Origin of the sequence: Streptosporangium nondiastaticum, from assembly GCF_003011965.1 — a bacterium.
In the GTDB taxonomy this organism is placed as follows: Bacteria; Actinomycetota; Actinomycetes; order Streptomycetales; family Streptomycetaceae; genus Streptomyces; species Streptomyces nondiastaticus.
Genome location: NZ_PXWG01000006.1, coordinates 42,048 through 65,459, shown reverse-complemented (window position 1 = coordinate 65,459; position 23,412 = coordinate 42,048). Strand labels below are relative to the sequence as shown.

Here is a 23,412-nt window from a genome sequence, read left to right as displayed (position 1 = left end):
CGTAGGGGGAGTGGATGACCGGCCTGACGTTTCAACCCGAGCGGACCGCCCTGGAGGCCGTGGGCCTCGGCGTGCGGTTCCGGCGCCGCTGGGCGCTGCGGGACTGTTCCTTCCGGCTGCCCGCGGGCCGCGTCTGCGCGCTCGTCGGGCCCAACGGCGCCGGCAAGTCCACGCTGCTGTCGCTCGCCGCGGGGCTGCGCCGCCCCACCGAGGGCTCCCTCACCGTCTTCGGCGGCCGCCCGGGCGCCGCGGACGTGCGCCCGCGCGTCGCCTACCTCTCCCAGGACAAGCCGCTCTACCCGCGGTTCACGATCGCCGACACCCTCCGCATGGGCCGCGAGCTGAACCCCGGCCGCTGGGACCAGGCCGCCGCCGAGCGCACCGTCGCCGACGGCGGGCTGTCGTCCGGGGCCCGCATCGGCGACCTCTCCGGCGGCCAGCGCACCCGCGTGGCCCTCGCCCTCGCCTTCGGCAAGCGCCCCGAAGTCCTGCTGCTGGACGAGCCGATGGCCGACCTCGACCCGCTCGCGCGGCACGAGATGACGGCGGCCCTCATGGGCCAGGCCGCCGAGCACGCCACCACCGTCGTGATCGCCTCCCACGTCCTCGCCGAGCTCGAAGGGGTCTGCGACTACCTGCTGCTGATAGCCGACGGCCGGGTCCGGCTCGCGGGCGAGGTCGAGGACCTGCTCGCCGCCCACACCGTCCTCGTGGGCCGCCACGAAGGGCCGGGCCTGCCGCGGGAGTTCGCCATGCACACCGTTGTCGAGGCCCGCGCCACGGGGCGGCAGCTGACCGCCCTCGTGCGGCCCGACGGCCCGGTCGCCGGGCAGTGGAAGGCCGCCGAGCCCTCCCTGGAAGAGCTCCTCCTCGCCCACCTGCGCGCCCCCGGCGCGCCCCCGCTCCTCGCCCCCAGCGCCGAACCGCGCCGGTACCGGGCGGCGGCGTGAGCGCCACGACCGTCAGCCGTACTGCCGCCGGCTCCGCCCCGCGCCCGCCCCGGACCCTCGGCACCGCCTGGGTCGTCTGGCGCCGGCACCGCATCGCCGCCTGGACCGCCCTCGCCGTCCTCGCCGCGCTCTGCGCCGAACTGGTCTGGCTGCGCGGCGCGATGACGGAGTACGTCGCGGCACACGGCCTGGCCGCCCCCTGCGCCACCGAGGGCGACTGCGCGGCGCACGCGGCCGCCGTCGAGGAATTCGGGCTCCGCTACGGCGGCTTCCTCGGCGGCAACGCCCTCCTGCTGGAGTTCCTGCCGCTCTTCGCCGGCATGTTCGTGGCCGGTCCCGTGATCGCGCGCGAGCTGGAGAGCGGCACGTACAAGGTGGCGTGGACGCAGTCCGTCTCGCCGCTGCGCTGGTTCGCCGCGAAGCTCGGGCTGCCGGTCGCCGCCCTGCTCGTGGGGGCCTCGGTGCTGTCCGCGGTGTTCCTGTGGACCTGGCGGTCCGTGGGGCACCTCGACCACGGCCGGCTGGTGGACGGCACGCACTGGTACGAGGCGTTCGACGCGCTCGGCCCCGCGCCCGTCACGAACGTGCTGTTCGGCGCCGCGCTCGGGGCGCTCGCCGGCCTGCTGCTCAGGCGCACGCTGCCGGCCATGGCCGTCACGGCCTTCGCGTGCGTGCTGCTGTACTGGCCGCTGACCGCCGTCCGCCCGTACCTGGCGGATCCGGTGACCACGACCCGGATGTCGTACCTGGAGACCCGGCCGTTCGCCGGCAAGGACTCCTGGGAGTACGAGCGCGGGGCGATCACCGTGTCGGGCACGCGCCTGCCCGACACGGACTGTCACCTGGCCCCCGTACCCACCGACTGCCTCGCCCGGCACGGTGCCGACGGGTACTACCTCGACTACCATCCGCCCGCCCACTTCCAGCGCCTGGAACTGGCCCAGGCGGGTCTCGTGGCCGCCGCGGCGGTCGTGTGCGCGGCGGGGGCGCTGTGGCGGATGCGGCGGCTCTGCCCCTGACGCGGGGCCCCTGGGCCTTTGACGCGGGGCCCTGACGTGGCGGCTCCGCCCCTGACGCTCCGGCGCCGGTGGTGGAGCCCCGCGATGCCCCCGCGATGCCCCCGCAATGCCCCCGCGATCCGCCGCACAGGACGCCCACACGCCATGTGGACGTTACCCATGATTCAACCGCGGTTGCGAGCCTTGCGGAATGCAGCCCGCTGTGCCACCCGCCGTGCCACCCGCACCCGCTCGAAGGCTCCGCGCCGCCCCCGACGCGCCCGCCGTCGACGCGCCCGGCCCGCCCCCGGCGCGGCACCATGGGAACATGACCCAGTCGTCCCGCGCACAGGCCCATGACCAGCAGCACGGCGACCGCAGCGACGACGTCACCGGCCGCCGCGCCCGCAACGGCCGCAACGGCCGCACCGACTCCGGCGAGCGCCTCGCCGAGGCCTACGGCAACCCGCAGCCTTCCGTCGGCTCCATCGCCGCGCACCGGCCCTACGCCGTCGCGGGCCCCGCCGCCTCCCCGGGCCTGGAGCCCGACCTGGACGCCGACCTCGGTCCGTACCCGTACGGCCACGACGTGTACGACGACGACGGCTACGGCCACGACGGTTACGGGCACGACGGCTACGGCTCCCGCACGGCCCGCGAGCCCGGCCGGGGAGACGGCGACGACGACGCCCAGGCCGACGGGCCCCTCCCGCAGGGCCGCTTCCTGGACCGCGAGCGCAGCTGGCTGGCGTTCAACGAGCGGGTCCTGGAGCTGGCGGAGGATCCGGCCACGCCCCTCCTCGAACGCGCCAACTTCCTCGCGATCTTCGCGAGCAACCTGGACGAGTTCTTCATGGTGCGCGTCGCCGGACTCAAGCGCCGCATCGCCACCGGCGTGGCCACCCGCTCCGCGTCCGGGCTGCAGCCCCGCGAGGTGCTGGAGCTGATCTGGACCCGCTCCCGCGAGCTCATGGCCCGGCACGCCGCCTGCTACCAGCAGGACGTCGCCCCCGCGCTCGCCGAGGAGGGCATCCACCTCATCCGCTGGAACGAGCTGACCGACAAGGAGCAGGGCCGCCTCTTCACCCTCTTCCGGCAGCAGATCTTCCCCGTGCTGACGCCGCTGGCCGTCGACCCCGCGCACCCCTTCCCGTACATCTCGGGGCTGTCCCTCAACCTGGCCGTGGTCGTCCGCAACCCGGTCAGCGGGCACGACCACTTCGCCCGGGTGAAGGTGCCGCCGATCCTCTCCCGCTTCCTGGAGGCGTCCCCGCAGCGCTACGTCCCCCTGGAGGACGTGATCGCCGCGCACCTGGAGGAGCTCTTCCCCGGCATGGAGGTGCTCGCGCACCACATGTTCCGCGTGACGCGCAACGAGGACCTGGAGGTCGAGGAGGACGACGCCGAGAACCTGCTGCAGGCACTGGAGAAGGAGCTCATGCGGCGCCGCTTCGGCCCGCCCGTGCGGCTGGAGGTCGAGGAGACCATCGACCCGTACGTGCTCGACCTCCTCGTCCGCGAGCTGAAGATCTCCGACGCCGAGGTCTACCCGCTGCCCGGCCCGCTCGACCTCACGGCGCTCTTCCGCATCGCCGCCCTGGACCGGCCCGAGCTCAAGTACCCCAAGTTCGTCGCCGGCACCCACCGCGACCTCGCCGAGGTCGAGTCGGCCTCCGCGCCCGACATCTTCGCGGCCCTGCGCGAGCGCGACGTGCTCCTGCACCACCCGTACGACTCGTTCTCCACCTCCGTGCAGGCGTTCCTGGAGCAGGCCGCCGCCGACCCGGACGTCCTCGCCATCAAGCAGACGCTCTACCGCACCTCGGGCGACTCGCCCATCGTCGACGCCCTGATAGACGCGGCCGAGTCGGGCAAGCAGGTGCTCGTCCTCGTCGAGATCAAGGCGCGCTTCGACGAGCAGGCCAACATCAAGTGGGCGCGCAAGCTGGAGGAGGCGGGCTGCCACGTCGTCTACGGGCTGGTGGGCCTGAAGACGCACTGCAAGCTGTCCCTGGTCGTGCGGCAGGAGGGCGACACCCTGCGCCGCTACTCGCACGTCGGCACCGGCAACTACCACCCCAAGACCGCCCGGCTGTACGAGGACCTCGGCCTGCTCACCGCCGACCCGCAGGTCGGCGCCGACCTCTCCGACCTCTTCAACCGGCTGTCCGGCTACTCGCGCCGCGAGACCTACCGGCGGCTGCTCGTCGCCCCCAGATCGCTGCGGGACGGGCTCGTCGCCCGGATCGCCAAGGAGGTCGCGCACCACGACGCCGGGCGGCCCGCCTCCATCCGCATCAAGGTCAACTCGATGGTCGACGAGACGATCATCGACGCCCTCTACCGGGCCGCCCGCGCGGGCGTGCCCGTCGACGTGTGGGTGCGCGGCATCTGCGCCCTGCGGCCCGGCGTGCCCGGCCTCTCGGAGAACATCCGCGTCCGCAGCGTCCTCGGCCGCTTCCTGGAGCACTCGCGGGTCTTCGCCTTCGGCAACGGCGGCGAGCCCGAGGTGTGGCTCGGCAGCGCCGACATGATGCACCGCAACCTCGACCGGCGCATCGAGACGCTCGTCCGCGTCACCGACCCCGCGCACCGGGCCTCGCTCAGCCGCCTCCTGGAGGCCGGCATGTCCGACACCACCGCCTCCTGGCACCTCGGCCCCGACGGCGGCTGGACGCGGCACGCGACGGACGGCGACGGGCAGCCGCTGCGGAACGTCCAGGAGATGCTCATAGACGCCCGGAGGCGGCGGCGTGGCTCAGCGACCCCATGACCCGGCGCCCGCGGACACGGATACGGACACGGATTCGGATACGAGTCCGGACACGGGCGCGGGCGCGGGTACGAGGACGAGCAGCACGAGGACGAGCAGTACGTGCACGGGCAGTACGAGCACGGGTACGAGCAGCACGAGCACGGACATCGGCGCGCTTGCCGCGCTCACGGACACCGCCGCCGGGGGGCAGGACACGATGACGACGAAGTACCCGGCCGTGCGCACCGCCGCCGGTCCGGCCGGCACCGGCGGTACCGCTGGTTCCACCGGTCCCGCCGGTTCCGCGGGCTCCGCCGACACGGCGACCGCCGGCGACATCCTGGCCGGCTACCTGCACGGCCAGGCGGTGGAGTTCCTGCGCAGCCTGCGCCTGCACGGCGAGAGCGGCTCCGACGCCGACGAGGCGGGCGAGGCGGCCCGGCTGCTGCGCCGCTCCGCCCGGCGCATCGCCGGCGCCCTCTACGTCTACCGCCCGCTGACGGACACCGACTGGACCGACCAGATCCGCACGGAGCTGGTGTGGCTGTCGGAGCTGCTGGGCCGGGAGCACGCCTACGCGGCGCGGCTCGCCCGGCTGCGGGGGGCGCTGCACCGGCTGTCCGGGGCGGAGGGCGGCGGGGGAGCGGGCAGCGGCCTGACGGTCGGGGCCGCCCGGGCCGGCGCCCTGCTGGAGCGGCAGCTCACGCTCGCCCGGACGCGCGCCCACTCCGCGGCCCTGCAGGCGCTCGGCACCTCGCGCTTCCACGCCGTCGCCGACGCCGCGGCCCTGCTCGCCTCCGAGGTGCCCCTCGACCCCGGCGCGCGCGGCCTTCCCGCCCGCGAGGCCCTGCCCCGGCTCGCCGAGCAGACCCAGCGGCGGCTGGCCGAGGCCGTCGACGCGCTCCCGCTGTCCGTCGCGGGCCACCCGTACAACGCCGAGGCCCTCGCCCACGGCCTGGCCGCCGCCCCGAGCCCCGACGGGCCGCCCGCCGAGGGGCGGCAGGACGCGCCCTGGCACCAGGTCCGGCGGCTCGTACGGCTGCGGCGGTACGCCCAGGAAGTGCTCGACGAGCATCTGCAGACCGAAGCCGAGCCCTCCCTGTCCGTACGCCTGCTCGGCGCCGGCCAGGCCCTCGACCGGCACCGCGAGGCCGCCGAGGCCGCCGCGGCCGCCGCCGCGGCCGCCCGCACCCCCCGCATCGCCCCGGCCACCGCCTACGCCCTCGGCATCCTCCATGCCGACCAGCGGCACGAGGTGGAGGCGGCGCGCTTCGCCTTCGGCCGGATCTGGCAGCGGGTCACGGTGGCGGCGCCGTCATGACGGCGGAGGGGCCGCTGTACGCGGCGGGCTGCGTGCTGTGGCGGCCGGGGCGCGGCGGTGACCTGGAGATCGCCCTGGTTCATCGACCGAAATATGATGATTGGTCCCATCCGAAGGGCAAGCTCAAGCGCGGCGAGGGCGCGCTGGGCGGCGCCCTGCGCGAGGTCCGCGAGGAGACGGGCATGGAGTGCGAGCCGGGCGCGGCGCTCCCCACCGCGTTCTACGTGGCGGCGGGCCGGCCGAAGGAAGTGCGCTACTGGGCGGCGCGGGCCACGGGCGGCGCGTTCGTGCCGAGCAAGGAGGTCGACCGCATGGCGTGGCTGCCGCCGGAGGAGGCGAGGGAACGGCTGACGGAGGAGCGCGACAAGGAACTGCTGGACACGTTCCTTGCTACCCGCGCGGCGCGAGGGACTCCCACGTCACCGTGACCTCGCCCTGACGCCACCGCCGCGGCCCGTCCACCACCGGCCAGTCCGCCCGCAGCGCGGACACCGTGCGGATCCACCGCTGCCGGGAGCTCAGCGCGGCGTACGGCGCGGCGGCCGCCCACGCCCGGTCGAAGTCGCGCAGGAACGCGTGCACCGGCTCGCCGGGGACGTTGCGGTGGATGAGCGCCTTCGGAAGGCGCTCGGCCAGGTCGGACGGGGTGTGCAGGGAGCCGAGCCGGGTCGCGAAGGTGACCGTGCGCGGGCCCTCGGGGCCGATCGCGACCCACACGTGCCGCCGCCCTATCTCGTCGCACGTGCCTTCCACGAGCAGCCCGTCCGGCGCGAGCCGCGCCCGCAGCCGGTCCCAGACGGCGGTGACGTCGTCCTCGTCGTACTGGCGCAGCACGTTCGCCGCCCGTATCAGCGCGGGCCGCCGCCCGCCGTCGAGCGGTACCTCGAAGCCGCCGTGCCGGAAGGACAGGCCGTCCCGCGCGTACGGCTGCGCGCCCGCGACGCGCGCGGGCTCTATCTCTATGCCGACGACCGACGCGTCCGCCCGCACCGTGCGCAGCCGTCCGAGCAGCTCGACCGCGGTCCACGGCGCGGCGCCGTAGCCGAGGTCGACGGCGACCGGGTCGGTGCTGCGGCGCAGCGCGGGCCCGTGGGCGTCGGCCATCCAGCGGTCCATGCGGCGCAGCCGGTTCGGGTTGGTCGTACCCCGGGTCACCGCACCGACGGGGCGGCTGGGCTGAGAAGGGGTGCGTACGGCCATGCCTTCGAGCGTAAGCGCTGCTCAGCGCTGCCGGTGCCGCGCGGGGGCGGGCAGGGCGAGGGCCGGGGCACTCCGACGAGGGCTGGGTCACTCTTTGGCAAAGCGGAAATGCGACTCCGTCCGGCGGCGTTGCACCGTTGACAAGGTGACACACCGCACACACGCCCCGCACACACACCCCTCACGCTGACGGAGGACACGCACGGTGAGCCAGTACGCATCCAGGCTCGGCGCCCGCCGCGGCCGCGCGCTCGGCAACCTCGCGGGCACCCCGCTGCGGCGCCTCGGCGCCTCCCGCAAGCCCCGCCGCATCGCGATGCTCAGCGTTCACACCTCGCCGCTCCACCAGCCCGGCACCGGCGACGCCGGCGGGATGAACGTGTACATCGTGGAGCTGGCCAAGCGGCTCGCCGCGATCAACATCGAGGTCGAGATCTTCACGCGCGCCACCACCGGCGCCCTCCCGCCCGCCGTCGAGCTGGCGCCCGGCGTCCTCGTCCGGCACATCGACGCGGGCCCGTACGAGGGGCTGGCCAAGGAGGAGCTGCCCGCGCAGCTGTGCGCTTTCACGCACGGCGTGATGCAGGCGTGGGCCGGCCACCGGCCCGGCCACTACGACCTCGTCCACTCCCACTACTGGCTCTCCGGCCACGTCGGCTGGCTCGCCGCCGAGCGCTGGGGCGTCCCCCTCGTCCACGCCATGCACACCATGGCCAAGGTCAAGAACGCCGCCCTGGCCGCGGGCGACACGCCCGAGCCCGACACGCGCGTCATCGGCGAGACCCAGATCGTGCGCGCCGCGGACCGGCTCATCGCCAACACCGAGGGCGAGGCGCAGGAACTCGTCCACCACTACGACGCCGACCCCGGGAAGGTCGCCGTCGTCCACCCGGGCGTCAACCTCGACCGCTTCCGCCCCGCCGAGGGGCGGGCGGCGGCCCGCGAGCGGCTCGGCCTGCCCGCCGACGCCCTCGTCCCGCTCTTCGCCGGCCGCATCCAGCCCCTCAAGGCCCCCGACGTGCTGCTGAGGGCGGTCGCCGAGCTCCTCGACCGGCAGCCGGCGCTGCGCTCGCGCATCGTGGTGCCGGTGGTCGGCGGCCCCAGCGGCAGCGGCATGGCCAAGCCCGAGGGGCTGCAGAAGCTCGCCGCCCGGCTGGGCATCGCCGACGTCGTCCGCTTCCGCCCGCCCGTCGGCCAGGAACAGCTCGCCGACTGGTACCGGGCCGCGTCCGTCCTGGTCATGCCGTCTCACAGCGAGTCGTTCGGCCTGGTCGCCGCCGAGGCCCAGGCCTGCGGCACGCCCGTCCTCGCGGCGTCCGTCGGCGGCCTGCCGGTGGCCGTGCGGGACGGCGAGAGCGGCTTCCTCGTCGACGGCCACGACCCCGCCGACTACGCCGCCGTACTGGGCCGCTTCGCCGACGAGCCGGGCCTGGCCGGGCGGATGGGCGAGGCCGCGGCCCGCCACGCGCGGCGCTTCGGCTGGGGCACGGCCGCGGCCGCCACGGCCGAGGTGTACACCGAGGCGATGGCGGAGCGGCGGCGTCGCCTACGCTCGTCGCATGTCTGACGCGAAACCCGACGCGAAACCCGACGCGAAACCCGACGCGAAATCCGTCATCGAGCAGACGTTCCGCGAGGCCGGGCTCGAATGGGAGAGCCCGGCCGACGGCACGTACGTGGTGAAGCTGCCCGGCACGCGCAAGCTCTCCACGACCGTCTCCCTGGTCGTCGGGAAGCACTCGCTCTCCGTCAACGCCTTCGTCGTGCGCTGCCCCGACGAGAACCACGAGGGGGTGCACCGCTGGCTCCTGGAGCGCAACACCCGGCTGTACGGGCTGGCTTACGCGCTCGACCAGCTGGGTGACGTCTACCTCGTCGGCCGGCTGCCGCTGTCCGCGGTGACCCCGGACGAGATCGACCGGCTCCTCGGCACGGTGCTGGAGAACGCCGACGGCAGCTTCAACACGCTGCTGGAAATGGGCTTCGCGAGCGCCATCCGCAAGGAGTACGCGTGGCGGACGGCCCGCGGGGAATCGACCCGGAACCTGGAGGCGTTCGCCCGCTTGACGTCGAGTCAGCGGGAGGGGGAGGACGGGGGAGGACCCACGGGATCGTGACCCGGCTGGCTGATCGGCTGATCGGCTGACCGGGGCGGCCCGCAGGGAGTTCCTCCCGCCGCAACGGCGAGACACCAGAACGGCGCAGCCCGGCGGTGCCGAACCGCGCCGTGGTGACGGGCGTTCCTTCCGACGGCCCGCCGGGGGCACTTCGGCAGTCCGGCGGTGCCGAACCGCGCCGCCCTCCCGGCCGGCCAGGGCCTACGCCGGCGCCCCCGCCGAGGGCCGTACGCCGGCCTCCTCCGGAGCGGCCTCCTCCGGAGCGGCCTCCGCCGTCTCCGCCCCCGCCTCCGTCGCGAGACCCGTCGCCGGAACCCTCCGCATCAGGAGCCAGTACCCGCCCGCAGTGATCGTCCCCACCACCGCGCACCCCGCCCACAACGCGTCCGCGCCGAAGCGGTCGATGACCGTGCCGCCCGCGACGGGCGCGATCAGCGAGGCGGTCGCCCAGGACAGGGTGTACATGCCCTGGTAGCGGCCGCGGCCGTGGACCGGCGAGAGGCGGGCGACCAGGCCCATCTGGATGGGCGAGTTGATGATCTCCGCGAGCGTCCACACGCAGACGGTCAGCATGTACACCGCGAGCGAGCCGGCGAAGGCGGTGAGCCCGAAGCCGTAGCCGCCGAGGAGGGCCGCGAGGACCATCAGCATCCGCTGGTCCCGGTGCTCGATGAAGCGGGTGACGGGGATCTGGACGGCGACGATGAGGATGCCGTTGACGGCGATGGCCATGCCGAAGTCCTTGGTGGAGAACCCGGCGTCGGCCATGGCCACCGGCAGGGCGACCTGGGACTGCAGGAAGACCACGGCGAGGAGGAAGGACAGGCCGACCACGGCCATGAAGCGCCCGTCGCGCAGCACGGTGCCCATGCTGACGGCCGGCTCGGCGCCCTTCGCGCCGCCGTCCGCCGCCGCGGCGTCCGGCCGCGACTCGGGCAGCTTCACGAAGACCAGCACCGCGCAGAGCATCGTCATCGCGGCTTCGCCGAGGAAGCCGATCAGGTAGCTGTACTCGGCGACGAAGCCCGCGGCGACCGACGAGATCGCGAAGCCGAGGTTGATCGCCCAGTAGTTCAGGGCGAAGGCCCGCACCCGGTCCTCGGGGGCGACGATGTCGGCCATCATGGCCTGCACCGCGGGGCGGGAGGCGTTGCTGGCCATGCCGACGACGAACGCGACGACGGAGATGGCGACCGGGTCGGTCATGAAGCCCAGCACCGCGACGGACACGGCGGTCGAGGACTGGGCGATGAGCAGGGTGGGGCGGCGGCCGAGCCGGTCGGTCATCACGCCGGAGCCGATGGACGAGACGACGCTGCCGAGGCCGAGCAGGGCGCCGACGAAGCCGGCGAACGAGGCGGAGTGGCCCTGGTCGGCGGTGAGGAACATGGCCAGGAAGGTAGGTCTTTGTTAAACCGTACGCAACCCGTAGCCGGGTGGAGCCTCGGGTACGGGTGTGGGCGCGTTCATCGCGTCACGGTGTTGAGCTGAACGCGCCGGGCGTGGGTTCCGCCTGCCAGACCGGGGCGGGGCTGGCAGGCAGATGGGATCAGCGGGCGGAGCGGTAGGCAGACCAGTCTCGGGCAGCGTGCAGCAGGCGCGCGGTCCACTCGTCGGGCTCGTCGCCGGCGATCTCTTCCCACATGTTCGCGTTGGCGGCGGCGAACGCGGTGATTCCTGCCTGAGAGGCGGTGTGCCAGGCAGGGACACGCGCCGCCCACTCCTCCGCGGACTCCGGGGTGTGTCCGCCGGCGGCCATGAGCCAGATCACCCAGTACGCCGCGTCGAGCCAGGGCGCGCCGCGGGTGGCCCATGCCCAGTCGACGAGCAGGGCCCGCTCGTCCACGATGACGTTCTCGTTGTTCAGGTCGGTGTGGAGCAGGGCGGGGCCGGCGAAGAACTCGGCGTGCGAGGGGTGAGCGACGTAGGCGTGCAGTCGCTGCTCGGCGTGGCGGAGTTCGATGTCTGGGCAGGGCACAGCGCTGAGGTCGCGGAGGGTGGCGGCGACCTTGGGTAGGTCGGGTGATCCGGGAGTGTAGTCGGCGTGGTGGCCGTAGAGGTGCTCAAAGGCGAGCAGGTCCCATCCTTCGACTTCGAGGCGCCAGAGTAGGGCGGGGGCGACCGCGTACACGTAGGGGTTCACCTCCGCTTCGCGGCGCTGTGTCCATGCGCGGGGGTGATCGCTGCGGAGTCCCTTGAGGTGTACGACGCTGTCCTTGCCGGTGACGCGGGCCGAGATTTGGCTGTTGAAGCCGGCCGAGGCGGTCTCGATCTCGATTACGGGGCCGGTGCGGTCCTCAATGGCGGCGCGCACGGTGGCGGGTAGGTCTTCGAACGCGGTGCGGGTGGTAGGCAAGGGTGCCTCCTTGTGGCGTGACGAACGGGCCCCATAGCGTGTGAACGCTATGGGGCCCGCTCAGGGTGCGACTAGCCGGTTACCGGTACGGGTTGTCGTCGTTGCAGCCGGGCGTCGAGCCGGCCGCGAGGGCCTCGACGTCGTCGACGATCAGGACGCCGTCGGGCTCGGTGGGCGCGGGCGGGGCGAGCGTGAGGTTCAGGGTTGCCGGCCGGGGACCGATCTCCACTGGTACAGCGGTCATGGTGGTCTCCTCAGTTTCCGTGCTGACAGTAGACGTGCAGTGGTGCCTTCGCTTCCTGGTACGCCTTCGCGAGGGGGCGGCAGACTCGGCACGTGGCCGAGAGTGCGCACCCGCTACAGCCACCGGTGCGAAGCATTTGGGCGTCTGCGATGGCGGGCAGACGCAGCAGGCCGTCGAGCCCGTCGGCCATGAGGTCGATGGGGTTCTCGCGGCCGATTTTGCACATGGTTGCGTGGCCATGGGGGTTGACGTGGAAGAAGGTGTGGCCGGCGGGGCAGCCCTGAAAGACGCTGGTCTTGTCGAGGTGCTCGGGGGACTGTGCGGCGAGGGGGTCGGGTCCGCCGGTGTAGGTGGGGCTGATGTTGGCGAACTCCTTGTGTGCGACGCCGTACTGCTCGGCAAGGGTGCGCATTGCGTCGAGTTCGTGGGCGTTGTGCTTGGTGATGATGATGGTGAGCTCGACGGGCAGGCCGGCGTCGCGGGCGGCGGCCAGGCCGCGCATGGTGTTCTTGAAGGAGCCTTTGGCGCGGGTGAGGCTTTCGAAGCTGTCCGCGGTGGCGCCGTAGAGGGAGACGGTCACCTTGTGCGGCGGCATGGTCGTGAGTAGGTCGATGTGCTGGTGCAGTCGGCTCCCGTTGGACAGGATCTCGATCATCATGCCCATGCCGTACGCGTGCTCGTAGGCGGCGGCGAAATGGGGGTCGATCAGGGGTTCGCCGCCGGTGATCTGGAGCCAGAGCACGCCAGCGTCGCGGAGCAGGGCGAGCATGCGCAGCTTGTCGTCGAGCGAGAGGCCGTCGAAGGGGCGGGCGGCGAGGAAGCAGTGCGCGCACGCGAAGTTGCAGCCGAGGTTGATTTCCCATGTGGCGCGGCTGTACCCGAGCTCGGTCACGGGGCGGACGATCACGGCGTGGTCGGAGCGCTCGCCGGCGAGGTCGATTCCCCATGCGGTGTGGGCGGCGTTGACGAGCCATGGGGGGACGTCGAGGCAGGCGTCGGCCGCGGCGGCGAGCTCCTGGTAATGGGCTTCGGGTATCTGCATGCCGGAGCGGGCTCCGGGGCGGACTATGACGCGTTTGGCTTCCTGGGGGCTTGCGATGACTGCGTGCATGGGGCCTCCGGCGAGGGTGCAGTCGTGCGTCAGGTGGGCAGGTGGAGGGGGCGGGTGCTCCGGATTCCGTTGCGTAGGTAGGGGGTGCCGGTCTTGTCTCTGAGTGCGGCGAGGGCGGCGTCGAGGCACCGTCTGTCGTACGGTGACAGGCTCGGGTGAAGGTAGATCGGGTTCAAGAACGTCAGTTCGGTCACGTCGTCCGGTAGCGGGCTGGCGAGGAGGGCGGCGGCCTCGGAATCGGTGAGCTGTCCGCAGTAGAAAATGAAGGTGAAGCGATCACCTGTGGCGCCAAGCGGAATGGCTTCCATGTGGTCGACGGTCAGGAGGGGGCCGGGCGTGTTGTGGAGTCCGAGGCGGCGCAAGCTGTAGGCGGCGGGCCGCACGGCGGGTTCTTCCAATTTGGATTCGCCGCCGGGAAGTTCAAGCGATCCCGACGGGCGGGTAACCATGAGGGTGTGGCCATGGCGGTTGGTGACGAGTGCTTGTCCCACCACACGCCGGGACCCTTCGTCGGTTCTTGCTGCGTCTGCTGCAAGTGCCGCTGCTGTCGCTGCCTTTGCCTTCTCTGCCGCCCGTGTCATGTGCCCTGCGCGCTCCCTTGGACCTGGGGCCCTCTCCCCCTGCCGACAGGGAAGGGGGCAGGGGGAGAGGGTTTCGGGGGGACTCCCGTCCAACTCGCTATCGTTGTGCGGGAGTTGCACCGAGCGCCGGGCGCGGGCTTCGCCTACCGCTCCGCGGCGCGGCGGTGCAGGGGGAGACCGTAGCGCCGCCCAAGCCTTGGTGCAATGGTGCACCGGAAAACACTTGCACCGGCATATGCCAAAAGCCCCCCACCTGCGGAGATGGAGGGCTCTGAGGCGTGGAAGATCGCTAGATCAGGTGATCGAACTCCCCGGCCTTGACGCCGAGAACGAAGGCTCGCCATTTGGCGGGCGTGGTGGACACGATCACTTCGGGGTCGTCGCTTTCCCGGAGCACGACTTTCCCATTGAGCGCACCCGCTTCCACGCATTCATCTCTATCGCCAGAGAAGGACGACTTCTTCCACTTGACTTCCGACATCTCCATGCCTTCACAGTTGATTTGCGATGTTGCGGATAAAATCCCTCGACTCCTTGGGGGCGAGGGCGGTCTTCTTGGCGTACCTCAGAATGCTCCGGTAATTCTCAAGGTGCGCTTCGGCGTCGAGAAATAGCGAGCCGTGGGCAGTGTCGATCTGGACTGTATCCAGCTTCGGGACAACGCCTTCGGCGAATGTGGCAGACGTGTTAGCTCCCGGGAACGATCCGGCCGCGAATGGGATCACGCGAACGGTGACCCCCTCGTGACTGCTGACCTCAATCAACCTGTCGAGCTGTCGACGCTGCCCGTCCACGCCGGCGTGAAGCATCCGCAGGGCGCACTCATGGACCACGAAGGTACAAGGGGTCGCTGGGGTTCTCTGCATGACGCACTTCCGTTGCATCCGGAACGACACGCGGCGCTCGACATCTACTTTGGCAAGCGGTGGAACCGTGTTCAGGAATAGGCTCCGTGCGTATTCTTCGGTCTGGAGAAGTCCCGGGATGTACGCGAGCTGAAGAACCGTCAAGCTGGAAGCATGGTATTCCAGCTCTGCAAGGTCGAGCGTGCTGGGGGAGAGTGCTCCCCGGTACTCCTCCCACCATCCCTTACCCCGCTCGTCCGCCATGGCAACAAGGGCGTCTACGTACTTGCTGTCGGGGCATGAGTAGATGCGCGCAAAGGTCCGGATTCTTTCCGCGCTCAATCCGAGCCGGCCCGCCTCGGTGTTGCTGATGCGTGTGCGGTCGGCTCCCAGCTCGCGGCCGGCGTCCAGTGGGGAGAGGCCGGCCTGCTCGCGCATCCTCCGCAGCTCGGCGCCGAGCCTCTGCTGTCGTCCCGTCGGTGCCGTCCTTGGTGGCATGCCGTTCCTCCCCTGGTCTGGTGCGGACAGTCTCGCGTGTGACCTTCGCAGGGTCTAGCCGGTGCACATTTTCACCGAGAAGGTTGCATCGGTTCCCGGCATCGCCCTATGGTCCTGACAGCACCGCGCAGCACGCCGGGAAGACCCGAAGTGCAGCCGCCTGCATGCCATTTGACGGGCACTCCGGGGGGCGGCCGAGCCACGGACGGCGTGAGGTGCGCGGCTACGACGGATGGGAGACGCCCCATGAGTACAGTCACGCTCAGCAGTCCCCGCACCACCAGTAGCACCACCCACGGCAAGACCTACTGCGTTGCCGTCCCGGCCACTCGATCGGCGGTCCGCGTCGCACGCGAGTCCGTGCGGGCGATCCTCGCTCGCTCCCACCCCGAGCTGATCGAGGACGCGCTCATCTGCGTGTCCGACGCGATGGCGTACGTCCTCGACCGCACGCCCGAGCACCCGGTGCTCACCGTGAGCGTATGCGTGCACGACGCTTTCGTGATCTTTGAGGTCGAGGACAGCGACACCGACGCGCGCCCCTTCAGCTACCTGGGGCAGACCGACCTCGACGCCGAGCCGCTGCTCGCGATCATGCGCAATTCCGCGAGCTGGTACCGCGTCGCTCGAACGTGGAACGGTCACCGGCGCGCAACGTGCGTGTCGTTCGAGCTGCCCACCGATGGGCCGGTGCAGGCGTGATCAAGCCCCAGCGCTTCAGCCTGAGTCATGTGGGCTTACGCACCACCCGCGTGCTTTGGCTCTACTTCGACACGCGCCTGATGGTCGAGCTCAAACCGCAGCTCGCCCGTGAGCTGGCCTACGAGCTCGCCGAGTACGTCGGCCTTGACGTCGCCCCTGCCGAGCCGCGCCTCGCGCGCGCAGCGCGGCGCTTACGGTCGCTCGTCCGCCGACGTCCCTCCCCCCTGAGTAAGGGAGCCGGCCATGCGCGGCGCTGACCCCGGGCCCGTCGTCGTCGGGTCCATCGTCCTCGCGGGGGCGGCCCTGTTCCTTCTGCTGCTCCTGCTCTGGTGGCTGCTGCCCGATCCACACCGCGGCTTCACCCCGCCCCCGATCGGCAGTCCCGGGAAGCGGTACCGGTGCCACTGCTACGAGGCGCCCGTCACGGTGACGGTACTCGCCTCGATCGAGGACGAGAGGAAATTCGCTGCGCGAGGTCGTCGGCAACGTCGGCACGCCCGTCGAGCGCGCCGCACATGGCGCCGCAGCCGTCCTGCATCGCCCGGCCACGATGAGGCGGGCGGTATAGGACCGGGGAGACTCCCGCGCCGGCCGCCGCAAAGGTATCCCGCCCGGTGAATCCCCGAACGCAGGGCCCGGTCGACAGCCGCCGACCGGGCCCTGCCTCATGCCCACCAACGACAAAGAGCGCCCCCGGTGCCGGCACAAGGCCGGTACCGGGGGCGCGTTGTGTGTCAGTGGGTGATCGTCTGCCAGAGGGACAGGAGCAGCGCTGCGAGCGCGACCACGGCGGCCACGCTCGGAAGGGGCCACCGGCCCCGCTTGAGTTCGTCGATCTCGGCCCGATGTTCGGCGAGTGCCTTGTCGGTCTGGTCGCCCCGCTGCACGAGTAGCGCTAGCGACCCGTCCATGCGGGCGAACCCCACCTCGGCGACCGCCCGCAGCCGCTCCAGCTCTAGGGCGACCGGGGTCGGGTCGGGCGGGGGAGTGGTCACCGGGCGCCGTCCCGAGGGCGGTTGAGCGCGCGCAGCTCGGCGTCGCGGTCGGGGGCGGTGCGCAGCCATCCGGGCATGAGGGCCTGAACGCCGGGGAGCGCCATCACGCGGGTGAGGCCACCGGCGACGGCCAGGGCGCCGGCGACCCACGGCAGGGCGCGGGGGATGCCGGCGGCGTCCACGATGGCCGGCAGCAGCACGGCCAGGGCGACCGCCGTCTGCACCACGGTGCGGATGGTCCTGCGGGAAGCATCAGTCATGGCGAGTTCCTTTCGAGGTGAGGTAGTTAGACCTTGGGGACGCGGAGCGCGTCCCAGGTGACGCGGCCGGGCCACCCGTCGGCGTCGCTGCCGGAGAATCCCTGCGCGCGCTGCCACTTGGAGTACGAGCGGAGGTCGGCGACGGTCCACTGCGGGCCGGGGCCCGCGGCGTACGCGCTGCACCCCTCCTCGACGAGCCGGCGACCCATCGCGGTCACGATCGGCGAGCGCGGGTACGACTTGAAGAAGTCACGGCCGGGGAACGGTTCGAACTCCGGGGCCGGCACGGGCTTGCCGGGGGCGTGGCCGAGGCGGCGGTCGATCCGCTCGCGCATCGTTTGCATGGAGAAGCCCCGCGGGTCGATCTTCTGATCGGTCCACTCCTTGTGGCCGATCACGGACGCGGCCGCCCAGCCGTAGGCGCGGCAGATCGCGGCGGACGCGCGCTCGATCGCGTCGAGCTGTGCCTCGGGCCACGGGTCGTTGCCGTTGCCGAGGTTCACGCACTCGAACCCGTAGAACCGCGCGTTGCCGTCGGCGTTGCTGTCGGAGGGGTCCGGGGTCGGCCGCTCGTCGACGACGGCGGCGAGCACGTCCGCGTCTCCGCTTCCGGCGTGGTTGGCGCGGCCGGCCGAGATCAGGTACACGTCACCGTTCTTCGCGATCACGCCGTGACACAGCGGGCCGGGAAGCTCGGCGTACCCATCGACGCACAGCTCGACCGAGGACTCGGTGCCCGAGCTCGCGGTGTGATGGATGATCACGCCGTTGATCGGACCCCAGCCGGCGCCACGGTTACCGCGGTCGTGGGTACGCCAGTCGCCGTAGGGGATGACGTTGACGCCCTCGGCGCGCAGGGCGTCGAGCAGGGCGTCGGGGGACAGAGGTGCAGCCATGAAAGGGACTCCAGACATGAGAACGCCCCGGCCATGGGCACGGGGCGTCGGGGTGGTGTGGGAGTGAAGTGGGTTTCAGGCGGGGGTCTTGGCCTCGCTCACCAGGTGGGCGGCGATGTTGTATCCGCGGTTGGTGGGGAGGGCTGCGGCGAACGCCGTGGCGGCGGCCCTGAGTGCGGCCTCGTTCTCCTGGGGCGTCAGGTAGACGCTGCCGCCCGGCATGAAGGTGGCGACGGGGATGGAGTGCCGGACGACGGCTTCCTGCGGGCTCTTCTCGTCGATGCCGAACGAGACGGCGATTTCAGCCCGAACGATCTGTGCCATGTGATGTGTCCTATCTGCTGCGTGCGGATCAAGGGGTAAGGGCGAGTGCCATGATGGGAACGTCGTGATCGGTGAGCACTCCTGCATCGCCCTGGGACAGTCGGGCGGGAGTGTCGGACTGGGCGTTGAGGTACCAGGCGCGGGCGAACGGGGTGCCGAAGAACCAGTTGGCGGCGGCGACGGGGGCCTCGTTCTGCACGTGGTAGTACGCGTAATCCGCTGTGCCACCTGTGGCCAGAACCCACGTGGCCCAGTAGCGGCCGGGCGACAGGGTGACGGTCGAGGGCATGGCGATCGGCGTCGCCCCGACGTGGGTGTTGATCATCTGCGGTGGGCTGCCAGTGGTCTGCCCTGCCATTCCGAGGCTGACCGGCGCCGCTGTGCCGACGACCTTTGTTCCGTCCTCGCGATAGATACCCGCGGCGTACCGGTTGGAGGACACGCCTCCATAGCCACGCGAGAACATGATCACCGCGTTGACCGGAGTCGGTTCCGTGATGTTGATGCCGCACACGTAGAGCCGCTGCGGCGTGAGGTACTTCGCTGTGGGGTTGGCGACCCCGTACGGGTCACAGGTCCATGCCTGAAAGCCGAGGGCCTGCGGCGTCCAGACGTTTCGGCCCACGCTCGTGGGGAGCTGCGCCACGGGGAGCCGGCCTGCGCCGTCCAGGCTGGCGACGCCGTTCGCCGCGCCGCGGGCGGTGGTGGCGATGGCGCCGACCTGAGCGGCGGTGTGCGTGTGAGTGGCGGGTGCCGCGCCGACTGCTGCGGCGTCGAGCTGCACGCGGCCCGTGCGGTCGTTGACGGACTCGACCGCGCCCCCGCCGGTTGTGGTGGGGAGTTGTGCGGCAGGCACGCGGCCGTCGGCCCCGAGGGTGGCCACGCCGCCGGCGGCGCCGGCCGCGGCGGCGGGGATGGCGCCGACGTGTGTCGCGGTGAGGGTGATCGCCGCGGTGGAGAAGCCGTTGACGGACTGGATGACGCCGGGCGCCCCGACGGGGCCGGCTGGTCCGCGGTCGCCCTGGGGGCCGGTGGCGCCGCGGGGGCCGACGAGCGACGCCAGCCACTCGGTACGGGTGCCGACGTATCCCTCGGCGAGGGCGACCTCGTACGCGGACGGGCCGCGCTCGCCCCGGTCGCCGCGGGGGCCTTCCACGGGTACGTACTGGGGCTTGGTGGGATCGGTGGGGGCGATGTCGGCGAGGTCGACGTGCGGGTGCTTTGCCGGTAGGAGGAGCTGATAGCTACGGCCGGCCGGGATGCCCGAGAGTGCTTCGGTGACGGTGATCGAGCCGCCAGCGGGGTCCATGCCGGGGGCGTCCGTGGCAGGCAGGGTGACCTCGATCTGCCCTTGGGCGTCGAGCGGAGCCACGACCGGGCCGCCGAGGATGATGTCGGCCTCGGGGAAGGTGAGTTGCGACTGAAACCGAAAGGTCACATTGCCGGAAAGCGGGCGCCCGTCGGGACTGAGAAAACGCCCGCGCACCGTGACCGTAGGAATGGATTCGGGGAGCAGGGAACTACCTCCTTGGTGCGTTACGTCTCGCGGCCGTAGAGCATCTTGGGTTGGGCGTAGACGGATCCCGTCCCGCTGGTGCGACGGGCCTCGACGGTGATTTCGACAAGCGAACCGGGGTCGGCGCCGGTAAATCCGACGTAGTCAAATACGTCACCGACTTTCACGGTCGGCCCCCATACCTTTCCGCCGACGAGTACACGCACTTCACCGCTTGTTCCGTTGTCGGCAGCCGTATGCATGAAAAGGCGAATCTTGGGCTGCCAAATAGAATTGAAGGATTGTGCGATCAGAGAGAAATCGCTGTTGCTCGTACGTGGCCACAAGGTAGGGCTGCTGGCCTGTGGCGGGAGGAGGCCGAGGTACGGGAAGGCGATGCCTCCCGTACGCACATCGTCGGCCCAGATCTCGGTTCCTTTCGCATCCCAAAGGCGGAGCGGCTGCGGGATGGCGTCGTCGTTGCCAACCCGAATGGTCAGTGCGGACGTGCCGTTCTGGCGCCCCAAGTGCAAGCCGTATTCGCCGTTTGGCCAGCGGCCAACGCCGAGGATCTGCGCGCCGTTGGGCGCGTATACGCCGAGGGTGCCGCCCTCGCCAATGCGCACGTCGCCTTTGCTGACCTGATTCATTGCTGGGCGGATTTGAGATCGACCGGCGAGCTGTCGTACCTGCCTTTCGAGTTCACGGATACGGTCGAGCAAGTCGACTGGCACAGCAGCCATTAGGCGGTCTCCAAATGCAACTGGGCTGTCTCGGCGCGCCCGCGCTCGGCGGGTGTGACGGACATGCCGATCACGCGGTACCTCTGGTCGAGCCCCTGTGGCCACCACCGGTCACGGATCCGGAGCCGGATCGTGGCGCCGAGCAGGGCCGGCGACAGGGTGCCGTCGAGGTGCACTGTGATCTCGGGAATGGTGAGGGGGTCGCGGGCGCGGGCGTGGTCGGCGCGGGCGTGTGCGTCGAGTACGTCCTGCGTGACGACGGTCTGATAGTCCGAGCTGCCGTCGAGGCGGGGCCAGCCGGCGGCGAGGTCCTGGTCGGCGACGAGCAGGCCGGACATGAGAGGAACAGAGGCTTCGGCCTGGTTCTGGTTCGTGCTGGCGCCCCGGCTTTGCCAGGCGTTCGCCGTCACGGTGGCGTCAATTGGCCACCCGTAGGCCAGCACGGGCCCGGGATGGTCGAGAACGATCTCGCTCGCCCCCATACGGATGGGTGAGCCGAGCTGGAGGCGCTTGACGCGGGAGCCGGTTTCGGGATCGCGCATGGACGCAATGCGCCACTCGAACCCGCCCTCGACCGCCCCAAGTTGGGATATCAGGTCGCGAATGTGCGGCAGGTCGTATCGGGAGTACACGCGGTCGCGATGCACGCCCGAGGGGGCCGTGTCGTAGGTGATTCCGATATCGCCTCCGACGGTGTTCTGCACGTAGTCGATGAGCGTGCGGACAATGTCGTACTGGTCGACGCCGGTCGCGGTGAGCGTGTCATAGAGCATGCGGTGATCGAGATAGGAGTCCCAGCCGGCCGCCTGCATCTGCACGGTGAGCTCGCCGCGGCTGCTGCTGTTGACGCGCGCGGTCCACAGGATCCCACCCCACCATATTTCGCGCCCTCGCTCGACCCATACCGCGGTACGGCCCGGCTGTACGGCCTCCCGTACGCGGGCGGCGATTTGGGCATTCGGCACCGGGATAGTGCCGGACATGCTCGGCGTCTTACCAATCCAGTCGTCGAACGCCAACCCCTGTACTGGTAGGACGTCGAGCAGTTGGTCGGTGCGCAGATCGCAGAACAAGACGCGATAGGGGATCAACGTTCACCCCCTCGCACATGGTTCAGTCGGCTGTATAGGTCACCCCGTCAAGGCTGATCCACTGGGGGAGCTCCCAGAACTCGTAAGTGCGCACCGCGCCGCCGGGCTGAATCTCGACACGGCAGATGGAGGGACCTCGGCTGATCTGGTCACGCGGGGACGCCCACGCGAATTCCCTGCCGCCGGCCGGACGCGCCTCGACCGGTAGCGTGAGGATCGTCGCGCCGTTGGGGATCGTGCTCCCGGCTTTCGTCGGGCCGATGCGCCCGCGCAGCATGATCAAGGGTCCGATGCGGCGCCATGCCGCGGGCGTGCCGTGGTTGGGCCAGCCGTAGCCCGAGGACAGGGTGAGCGGCTGCCACCCGGAGTCAGCCGGGTACGGCTGCCACGCGCCGGCCTTAGCCGACCACCGTTCGAGCCCTGCCCCTGTGTCGCGGTACTGCCCGTCGTAGGAGCCGGCGAAGGCGAGCCCGTAGCCGCGGGGGATGATGCCGCCCGCGGCACTGGTGAAGCGCCGCCGGTCGGCGAGCGCGCTAGACCAGGTGATGCCCCCGGTGCCGGCCGAGATACCGGCGGGCACGGTGACGTCCCACAGCCGCAACGCAGCGCCCGTAAGGGTGGGTGCGGCGGGGGTAGCGGTCGGCTCGCCCTGGACGACCTCGACGCGGACGGCAGGGGCCGGAGAGGTGTCGTACCCCGGGTCGGCGACCCGGAGCACGATCGAGTCGACACGGCCGAACTGGGCGTGCCCGTCGGCGATCGTCACCACCTCCGGGGCCGTGATCGCCACCGGGTAGGCGCCCTGTGCGACGGTGCCCTGCACGACCGCGCGGCCGACACCGATCTGTACCTGCATCGCCGACACCCCCGATGCAGAGAAGGGCGCGCCGCCGGCGATCACGCCGTCGCGGCTGGTCATCTCGCCCGCGGGCGCCATTACCCCGAGCGGGGCCAAGCGGGTGTCTTCGCGGGTCTGCCCGGTGCCGAGCAGCCACGCGGAACGGACGGTCATGGAGCGGTTCTCCTTACCAGTAGGCCGAGCGGAAGATCAGAGCCACGGACGAGCGGGGGTCGGATGAGCCGGGGGCGGCGCGGTAGGCGAGCGTCGACGTGCCCGGCAGCAGCGTGAATACCGACTCGGGGACACTGCGCCCGGTGACCGTGCCCAGACGCGACGTTGTGCCGTTGAGCAGGACGGTTCCGGCCGAGGTGTCGACGGTGAGCACGTCGGCAGCGTCGAGGACGATGTCGTACTCGATCACGTCCCCGGTAGTGATGTTCGTCAGGCTCGGCCGGTCGACGGGCCCGCGGAACTCGATCAAGGGGCTGACGGGGGCGTCGCCCTCGTTGGTCGCGGTCATGCCGCCGGTACTGCCCGGCGGGCCGAAGTCCAGCGGCCACACCAGCCCCTCGGGGCCGGGGTCGAGGTGCCAGTCGAGGCCAGGCTCGGGCCGCGGCAGACGCGCCTCGACGCGCTGCTCGACCAGCGAATAGCGCCTCGGGTCGGTCGCCTCGAACAGCAAGGCGCCGCCCTCGGCGACACCGATGCGGTAGCCGGACGCCACGGGGACGCTGTAGCGCAGGCACCGGGCCCAGCACATCAGGGCTGGCCCGTCGTCGAGCTTGATTGCGAGGGGCAGCTCGTCGTCGCGCAGCGCGTGCGCCGCGGCCAGGGCGCGCACCGCGGCACTCATGGCGCCGGGCTCGGTGCGCAGCACGAGGTCGTTCACTGTGATGGTGCGAGGTTGCGCGAGCAGCGCGCCGGGGAAGGCGCCGTGCGCGGATGAGCGCGGCACGGTGCCGGAATCGACTCCCGGTGTCTCCTCCCACCCGGCAACGCCCTTCCAGCGGACGGGCGTTCCGGGGCCTATGAGGAAGTCGCCGAACTGAATGTGCCCGGCGGCGCGAGCCAGATCGCCGGGGGCCATGG

At 71.4% G+C, this 23,412-nt stretch carries 27 protein-coding genes; 9 read left to right on the top strand and 18 right to left on the bottom strand.

Going from position 1 to position 23,412, the window contains the following annotated elements:
• Window positions 1-14: 14 nt before the first annotated feature.
• From B7P34_RS04910 to B7P34_RS04900, 3 genes are all read left to right on the top strand, one after another.
• On the top strand, window positions 15-950 hold the full coding sequence (locus B7P34_RS04910) for an ABC transporter ATP-binding protein (protein ID WP_106674538.1): 936 nt from the start codon (window positions 15-17) through the stop codon (window positions 948-950).
• Window positions 947-1,969 (top strand): hypothetical protein, encoded by a 1,023-nt coding sequence (locus B7P34_RS04905; protein WP_106674537.1) that lies wholly within the window; start codon window positions 947-949, stop codon window positions 1,967-1,969. Before B7P34_RS04910 ends, B7P34_RS04905 begins: the two co-directional genes overlap by 4 nt.
• Before the next feature lie 307 nt (window positions 1,970-2,276).
• Entirely contained in the window at window positions 2,277-4,721 is a 2,445-nt protein-coding gene (locus tag B7P34_RS04900; protein WP_223267505.1) for an RNA degradosome polyphosphate kinase, read from the top strand.
• Here B7P34_RS04900 and B7P34_RS04895 read toward each other — a convergent pair.
• Window positions 4,707-4,892, bottom strand: a complete 186-nt coding sequence (locus tag B7P34_RS04895; RefSeq protein ID WP_146166731.1) for a hypothetical protein — start codon at window positions 4,890-4,892, stop codon at window positions 4,707-4,709. The genes B7P34_RS04900 and B7P34_RS04895 overlap by 15 nt on opposite strands.
• A gap of 28 nt (window positions 4,893-4,920) precedes the next feature.
• Between B7P34_RS04895 and B7P34_RS04890 the strand changes: the two genes are divergently transcribed.
• Window positions 4,921-6,024 (top strand): CHAD domain-containing protein, encoded by a 1,104-nt coding sequence (locus tag B7P34_RS04890; RefSeq protein ID WP_106674535.1) that lies wholly within the window; start codon window positions 4,921-4,923, stop codon window positions 6,022-6,024.
• Window positions 6,021-6,452 carry an NUDIX hydrolase gene (locus B7P34_RS04885; protein ID WP_106674534.1) on the top strand — a complete coding sequence of 144 codons (432 nt, stop codon included), beginning with the start codon at window positions 6,021-6,023 and terminating at the stop codon, window positions 6,450-6,452. The genes B7P34_RS04890 and B7P34_RS04885 overlap by 4 nt, the downstream gene beginning before the upstream one ends.
• Here B7P34_RS04885 and B7P34_RS04880 read toward each other — a convergent pair.
• Window positions 6,415-7,224, bottom strand: a complete 810-nt coding sequence (locus B7P34_RS04880) for an SAM-dependent methyltransferase (RefSeq protein WP_106674533.1) — start codon at window positions 7,222-7,224, stop codon at window positions 6,415-6,417. The genes B7P34_RS04885 and B7P34_RS04880 overlap by 38 nt on opposite strands.
• A gap of 316 nt (window positions 7,225-7,540) precedes the next feature.
• On the opposite strand from B7P34_RS04880, the gene mshA reads away from it, so the two are divergent.
• On the top strand, window positions 7,541-8,791 hold the full coding sequence (gene mshA, locus B7P34_RS04875) for a D-inositol-3-phosphate glycosyltransferase (protein WP_106674604.1): 1,251 nt from the start codon (window positions 7,541-7,543) through the stop codon (window positions 8,789-8,791).
• Entirely contained in the window at window positions 8,784-9,341 is a 558-nt protein-coding gene (locus tag B7P34_RS04870) for a YbjN domain-containing protein (protein ID WP_106674532.1), read from the top strand. The genes mshA and B7P34_RS04870 overlap by 8 nt, the downstream gene beginning before the upstream one ends.
• A 201-nt stretch (window positions 9,342-9,542) precedes the next feature.
• Here B7P34_RS04870 and B7P34_RS04865 read toward each other — a convergent pair whose 3' ends face one another.
• The 7 genes from B7P34_RS04865 to B7P34_RS04840 all read right to left on the bottom strand — a co-directional run bounded on the left by B7P34_RS04865 (window position 9,543) and on the right by B7P34_RS04840 (window position 14,976).
• A complete protein-coding gene (locus B7P34_RS04865) occupies window positions 9,543-10,730 on the bottom strand; it encodes an MDR family MFS transporter (protein ID WP_106674531.1) in 1,188 nt (395 codons plus the stop codon).
• A 160-nt stretch (window positions 10,731-10,890) separates the two neighbouring features.
• On the bottom strand, window positions 10,891-11,697 hold the full coding sequence (locus B7P34_RS04860; RefSeq protein WP_106674530.1) for an aminoglycoside phosphotransferase: 807 nt from the start codon (window positions 11,695-11,697) through the stop codon (window positions 10,891-10,893).
• Between the two features lie 79 nt (window positions 11,698-11,776).
• Complete coding sequence (locus B7P34_RS37240) at window positions 11,777-11,941, bottom strand: hypothetical protein (RefSeq protein WP_189382465.1); 165 nt, start codon at window positions 11,939-11,941, stop codon at window positions 11,777-11,779.
• 10 nt (window positions 11,942-11,951) lie between these two features.
• Window positions 11,952-12,983, bottom strand: coding sequence for a radical SAM protein (locus tag B7P34_RS04855; protein WP_223267504.1), 1,032 nt, complete (start codon window positions 12,981-12,983; stop codon window positions 11,952-11,954).
• A 98-nt stretch (window positions 12,984-13,081) separates the two neighbouring features.
• Window positions 13,082-13,543, bottom strand: a complete 462-nt coding sequence (locus B7P34_RS04850) for a hypothetical protein (RefSeq protein WP_146166730.1) — start codon at window positions 13,541-13,543, stop codon at window positions 13,082-13,084.
• A gap of 379 nt (window positions 13,544-13,922) precedes the next feature.
• Complete coding sequence (locus B7P34_RS04845; RefSeq protein ID WP_223267503.1) at window positions 13,923-14,120, bottom strand: DUF397 domain-containing protein; 198 nt, start codon at window positions 14,118-14,120, stop codon at window positions 13,923-13,925.
• Between the two features lie 4 nt (window positions 14,121-14,124).
• Window positions 14,125-14,976 (bottom strand): helix-turn-helix domain-containing protein, encoded by an 852-nt coding sequence (locus B7P34_RS04840; RefSeq protein ID WP_106674527.1) that lies wholly within the window; start codon window positions 14,974-14,976, stop codon window positions 14,125-14,127.
• Window positions 14,977-15,222: 246 nt separating this feature from the next.
• Between B7P34_RS04840 and B7P34_RS04835 the strand changes: the two genes are divergently transcribed.
• Window positions 15,223-15,678 (top strand): hypothetical protein, encoded by a 456-nt coding sequence (locus B7P34_RS04835; RefSeq protein WP_106674526.1) that lies wholly within the window; start codon window positions 15,223-15,225, stop codon window positions 15,676-15,678.
• Window positions 15,675-15,935 carry a hypothetical protein gene (locus B7P34_RS04830; protein WP_106674525.1) on the top strand — a complete coding sequence of 87 codons (261 nt, stop codon included), beginning with the start codon at window positions 15,675-15,677 and terminating at the stop codon, window positions 15,933-15,935. Before B7P34_RS04835 ends, B7P34_RS04830 begins: the two co-directional genes overlap by 4 nt.
• A 477-nt stretch (window positions 15,936-16,412) precedes the next feature.
• On the opposite strand, the gene B7P34_RS04825 is transcribed toward B7P34_RS04830, so the two are convergent.
• From B7P34_RS04825 to B7P34_RS04785, 9 genes are all read right to left on the bottom strand, one after another.
• Window positions 16,413-16,673, bottom strand: a complete 261-nt coding sequence (locus B7P34_RS04825) for a hypothetical protein (protein WP_106674524.1) — start codon at window positions 16,671-16,673, stop codon at window positions 16,413-16,415.
• Window positions 16,670-16,933, bottom strand: coding sequence for a hypothetical protein (locus tag B7P34_RS04820; RefSeq protein ID WP_106674523.1), 264 nt, complete (start codon window positions 16,931-16,933; stop codon window positions 16,670-16,672). Before B7P34_RS04820 ends, B7P34_RS04825 begins: the two co-directional genes overlap by 4 nt.
• A gap of 26 nt (window positions 16,934-16,959) precedes the next feature.
• The gene (locus B7P34_RS04815) at window positions 16,960-17,829 is read right to left on the bottom strand and encodes a peptidoglycan-binding protein (RefSeq protein ID WP_106674522.1); all 870 of its coding nucleotides are present in this window, start codon (window positions 17,827-17,829) and stop codon (window positions 16,960-16,962) included.
• 75 nt (window positions 17,830-17,904) lie between these two features.
• On the bottom strand, window positions 17,905-18,153 hold the full coding sequence (locus B7P34_RS04810) for a hypothetical protein (protein ID WP_106674521.1): 249 nt from the start codon (window positions 18,151-18,153) through the stop codon (window positions 17,905-17,907).
• A 28-nt stretch (window positions 18,154-18,181) separates the two neighbouring features.
• Window positions 18,182-19,591, bottom strand: a complete 1,410-nt coding sequence (locus B7P34_RS04805; protein ID WP_223267502.1) for a hypothetical protein — start codon at window positions 19,589-19,591, stop codon at window positions 18,182-18,184.
• A 98-nt stretch (window positions 19,592-19,689) separates the two neighbouring features.
• Complete coding sequence (locus B7P34_RS04800; protein WP_146166729.1) at window positions 19,690-20,391, bottom strand: hypothetical protein; 702 nt, start codon at window positions 20,389-20,391, stop codon at window positions 19,690-19,692.
• Complete coding sequence (locus B7P34_RS04795) at window positions 20,391-21,482, bottom strand: hypothetical protein (protein ID WP_106674518.1); 1,092 nt, start codon at window positions 21,480-21,482, stop codon at window positions 20,391-20,393. The genes B7P34_RS04800 and B7P34_RS04795 overlap by 1 nt, the downstream gene beginning before the upstream one ends.
• Window positions 21,483-21,504: 22 nt before the next feature.
• Window positions 21,505-22,494 (bottom strand): hypothetical protein, encoded by a 990-nt coding sequence (locus tag B7P34_RS04790; protein ID WP_106674517.1) that lies wholly within the window; start codon window positions 22,492-22,494, stop codon window positions 21,505-21,507.
• A gap of 13 nt (window positions 22,495-22,507) precedes the next feature.
• Window positions 22,508-23,410, bottom strand: a complete 903-nt coding sequence (locus B7P34_RS04785; RefSeq protein WP_106674516.1) for a phage distal tail protein — start codon at window positions 23,408-23,410, stop codon at window positions 22,508-22,510.
• Window positions 23,411-23,412: the final 2 nt, after the last annotated feature.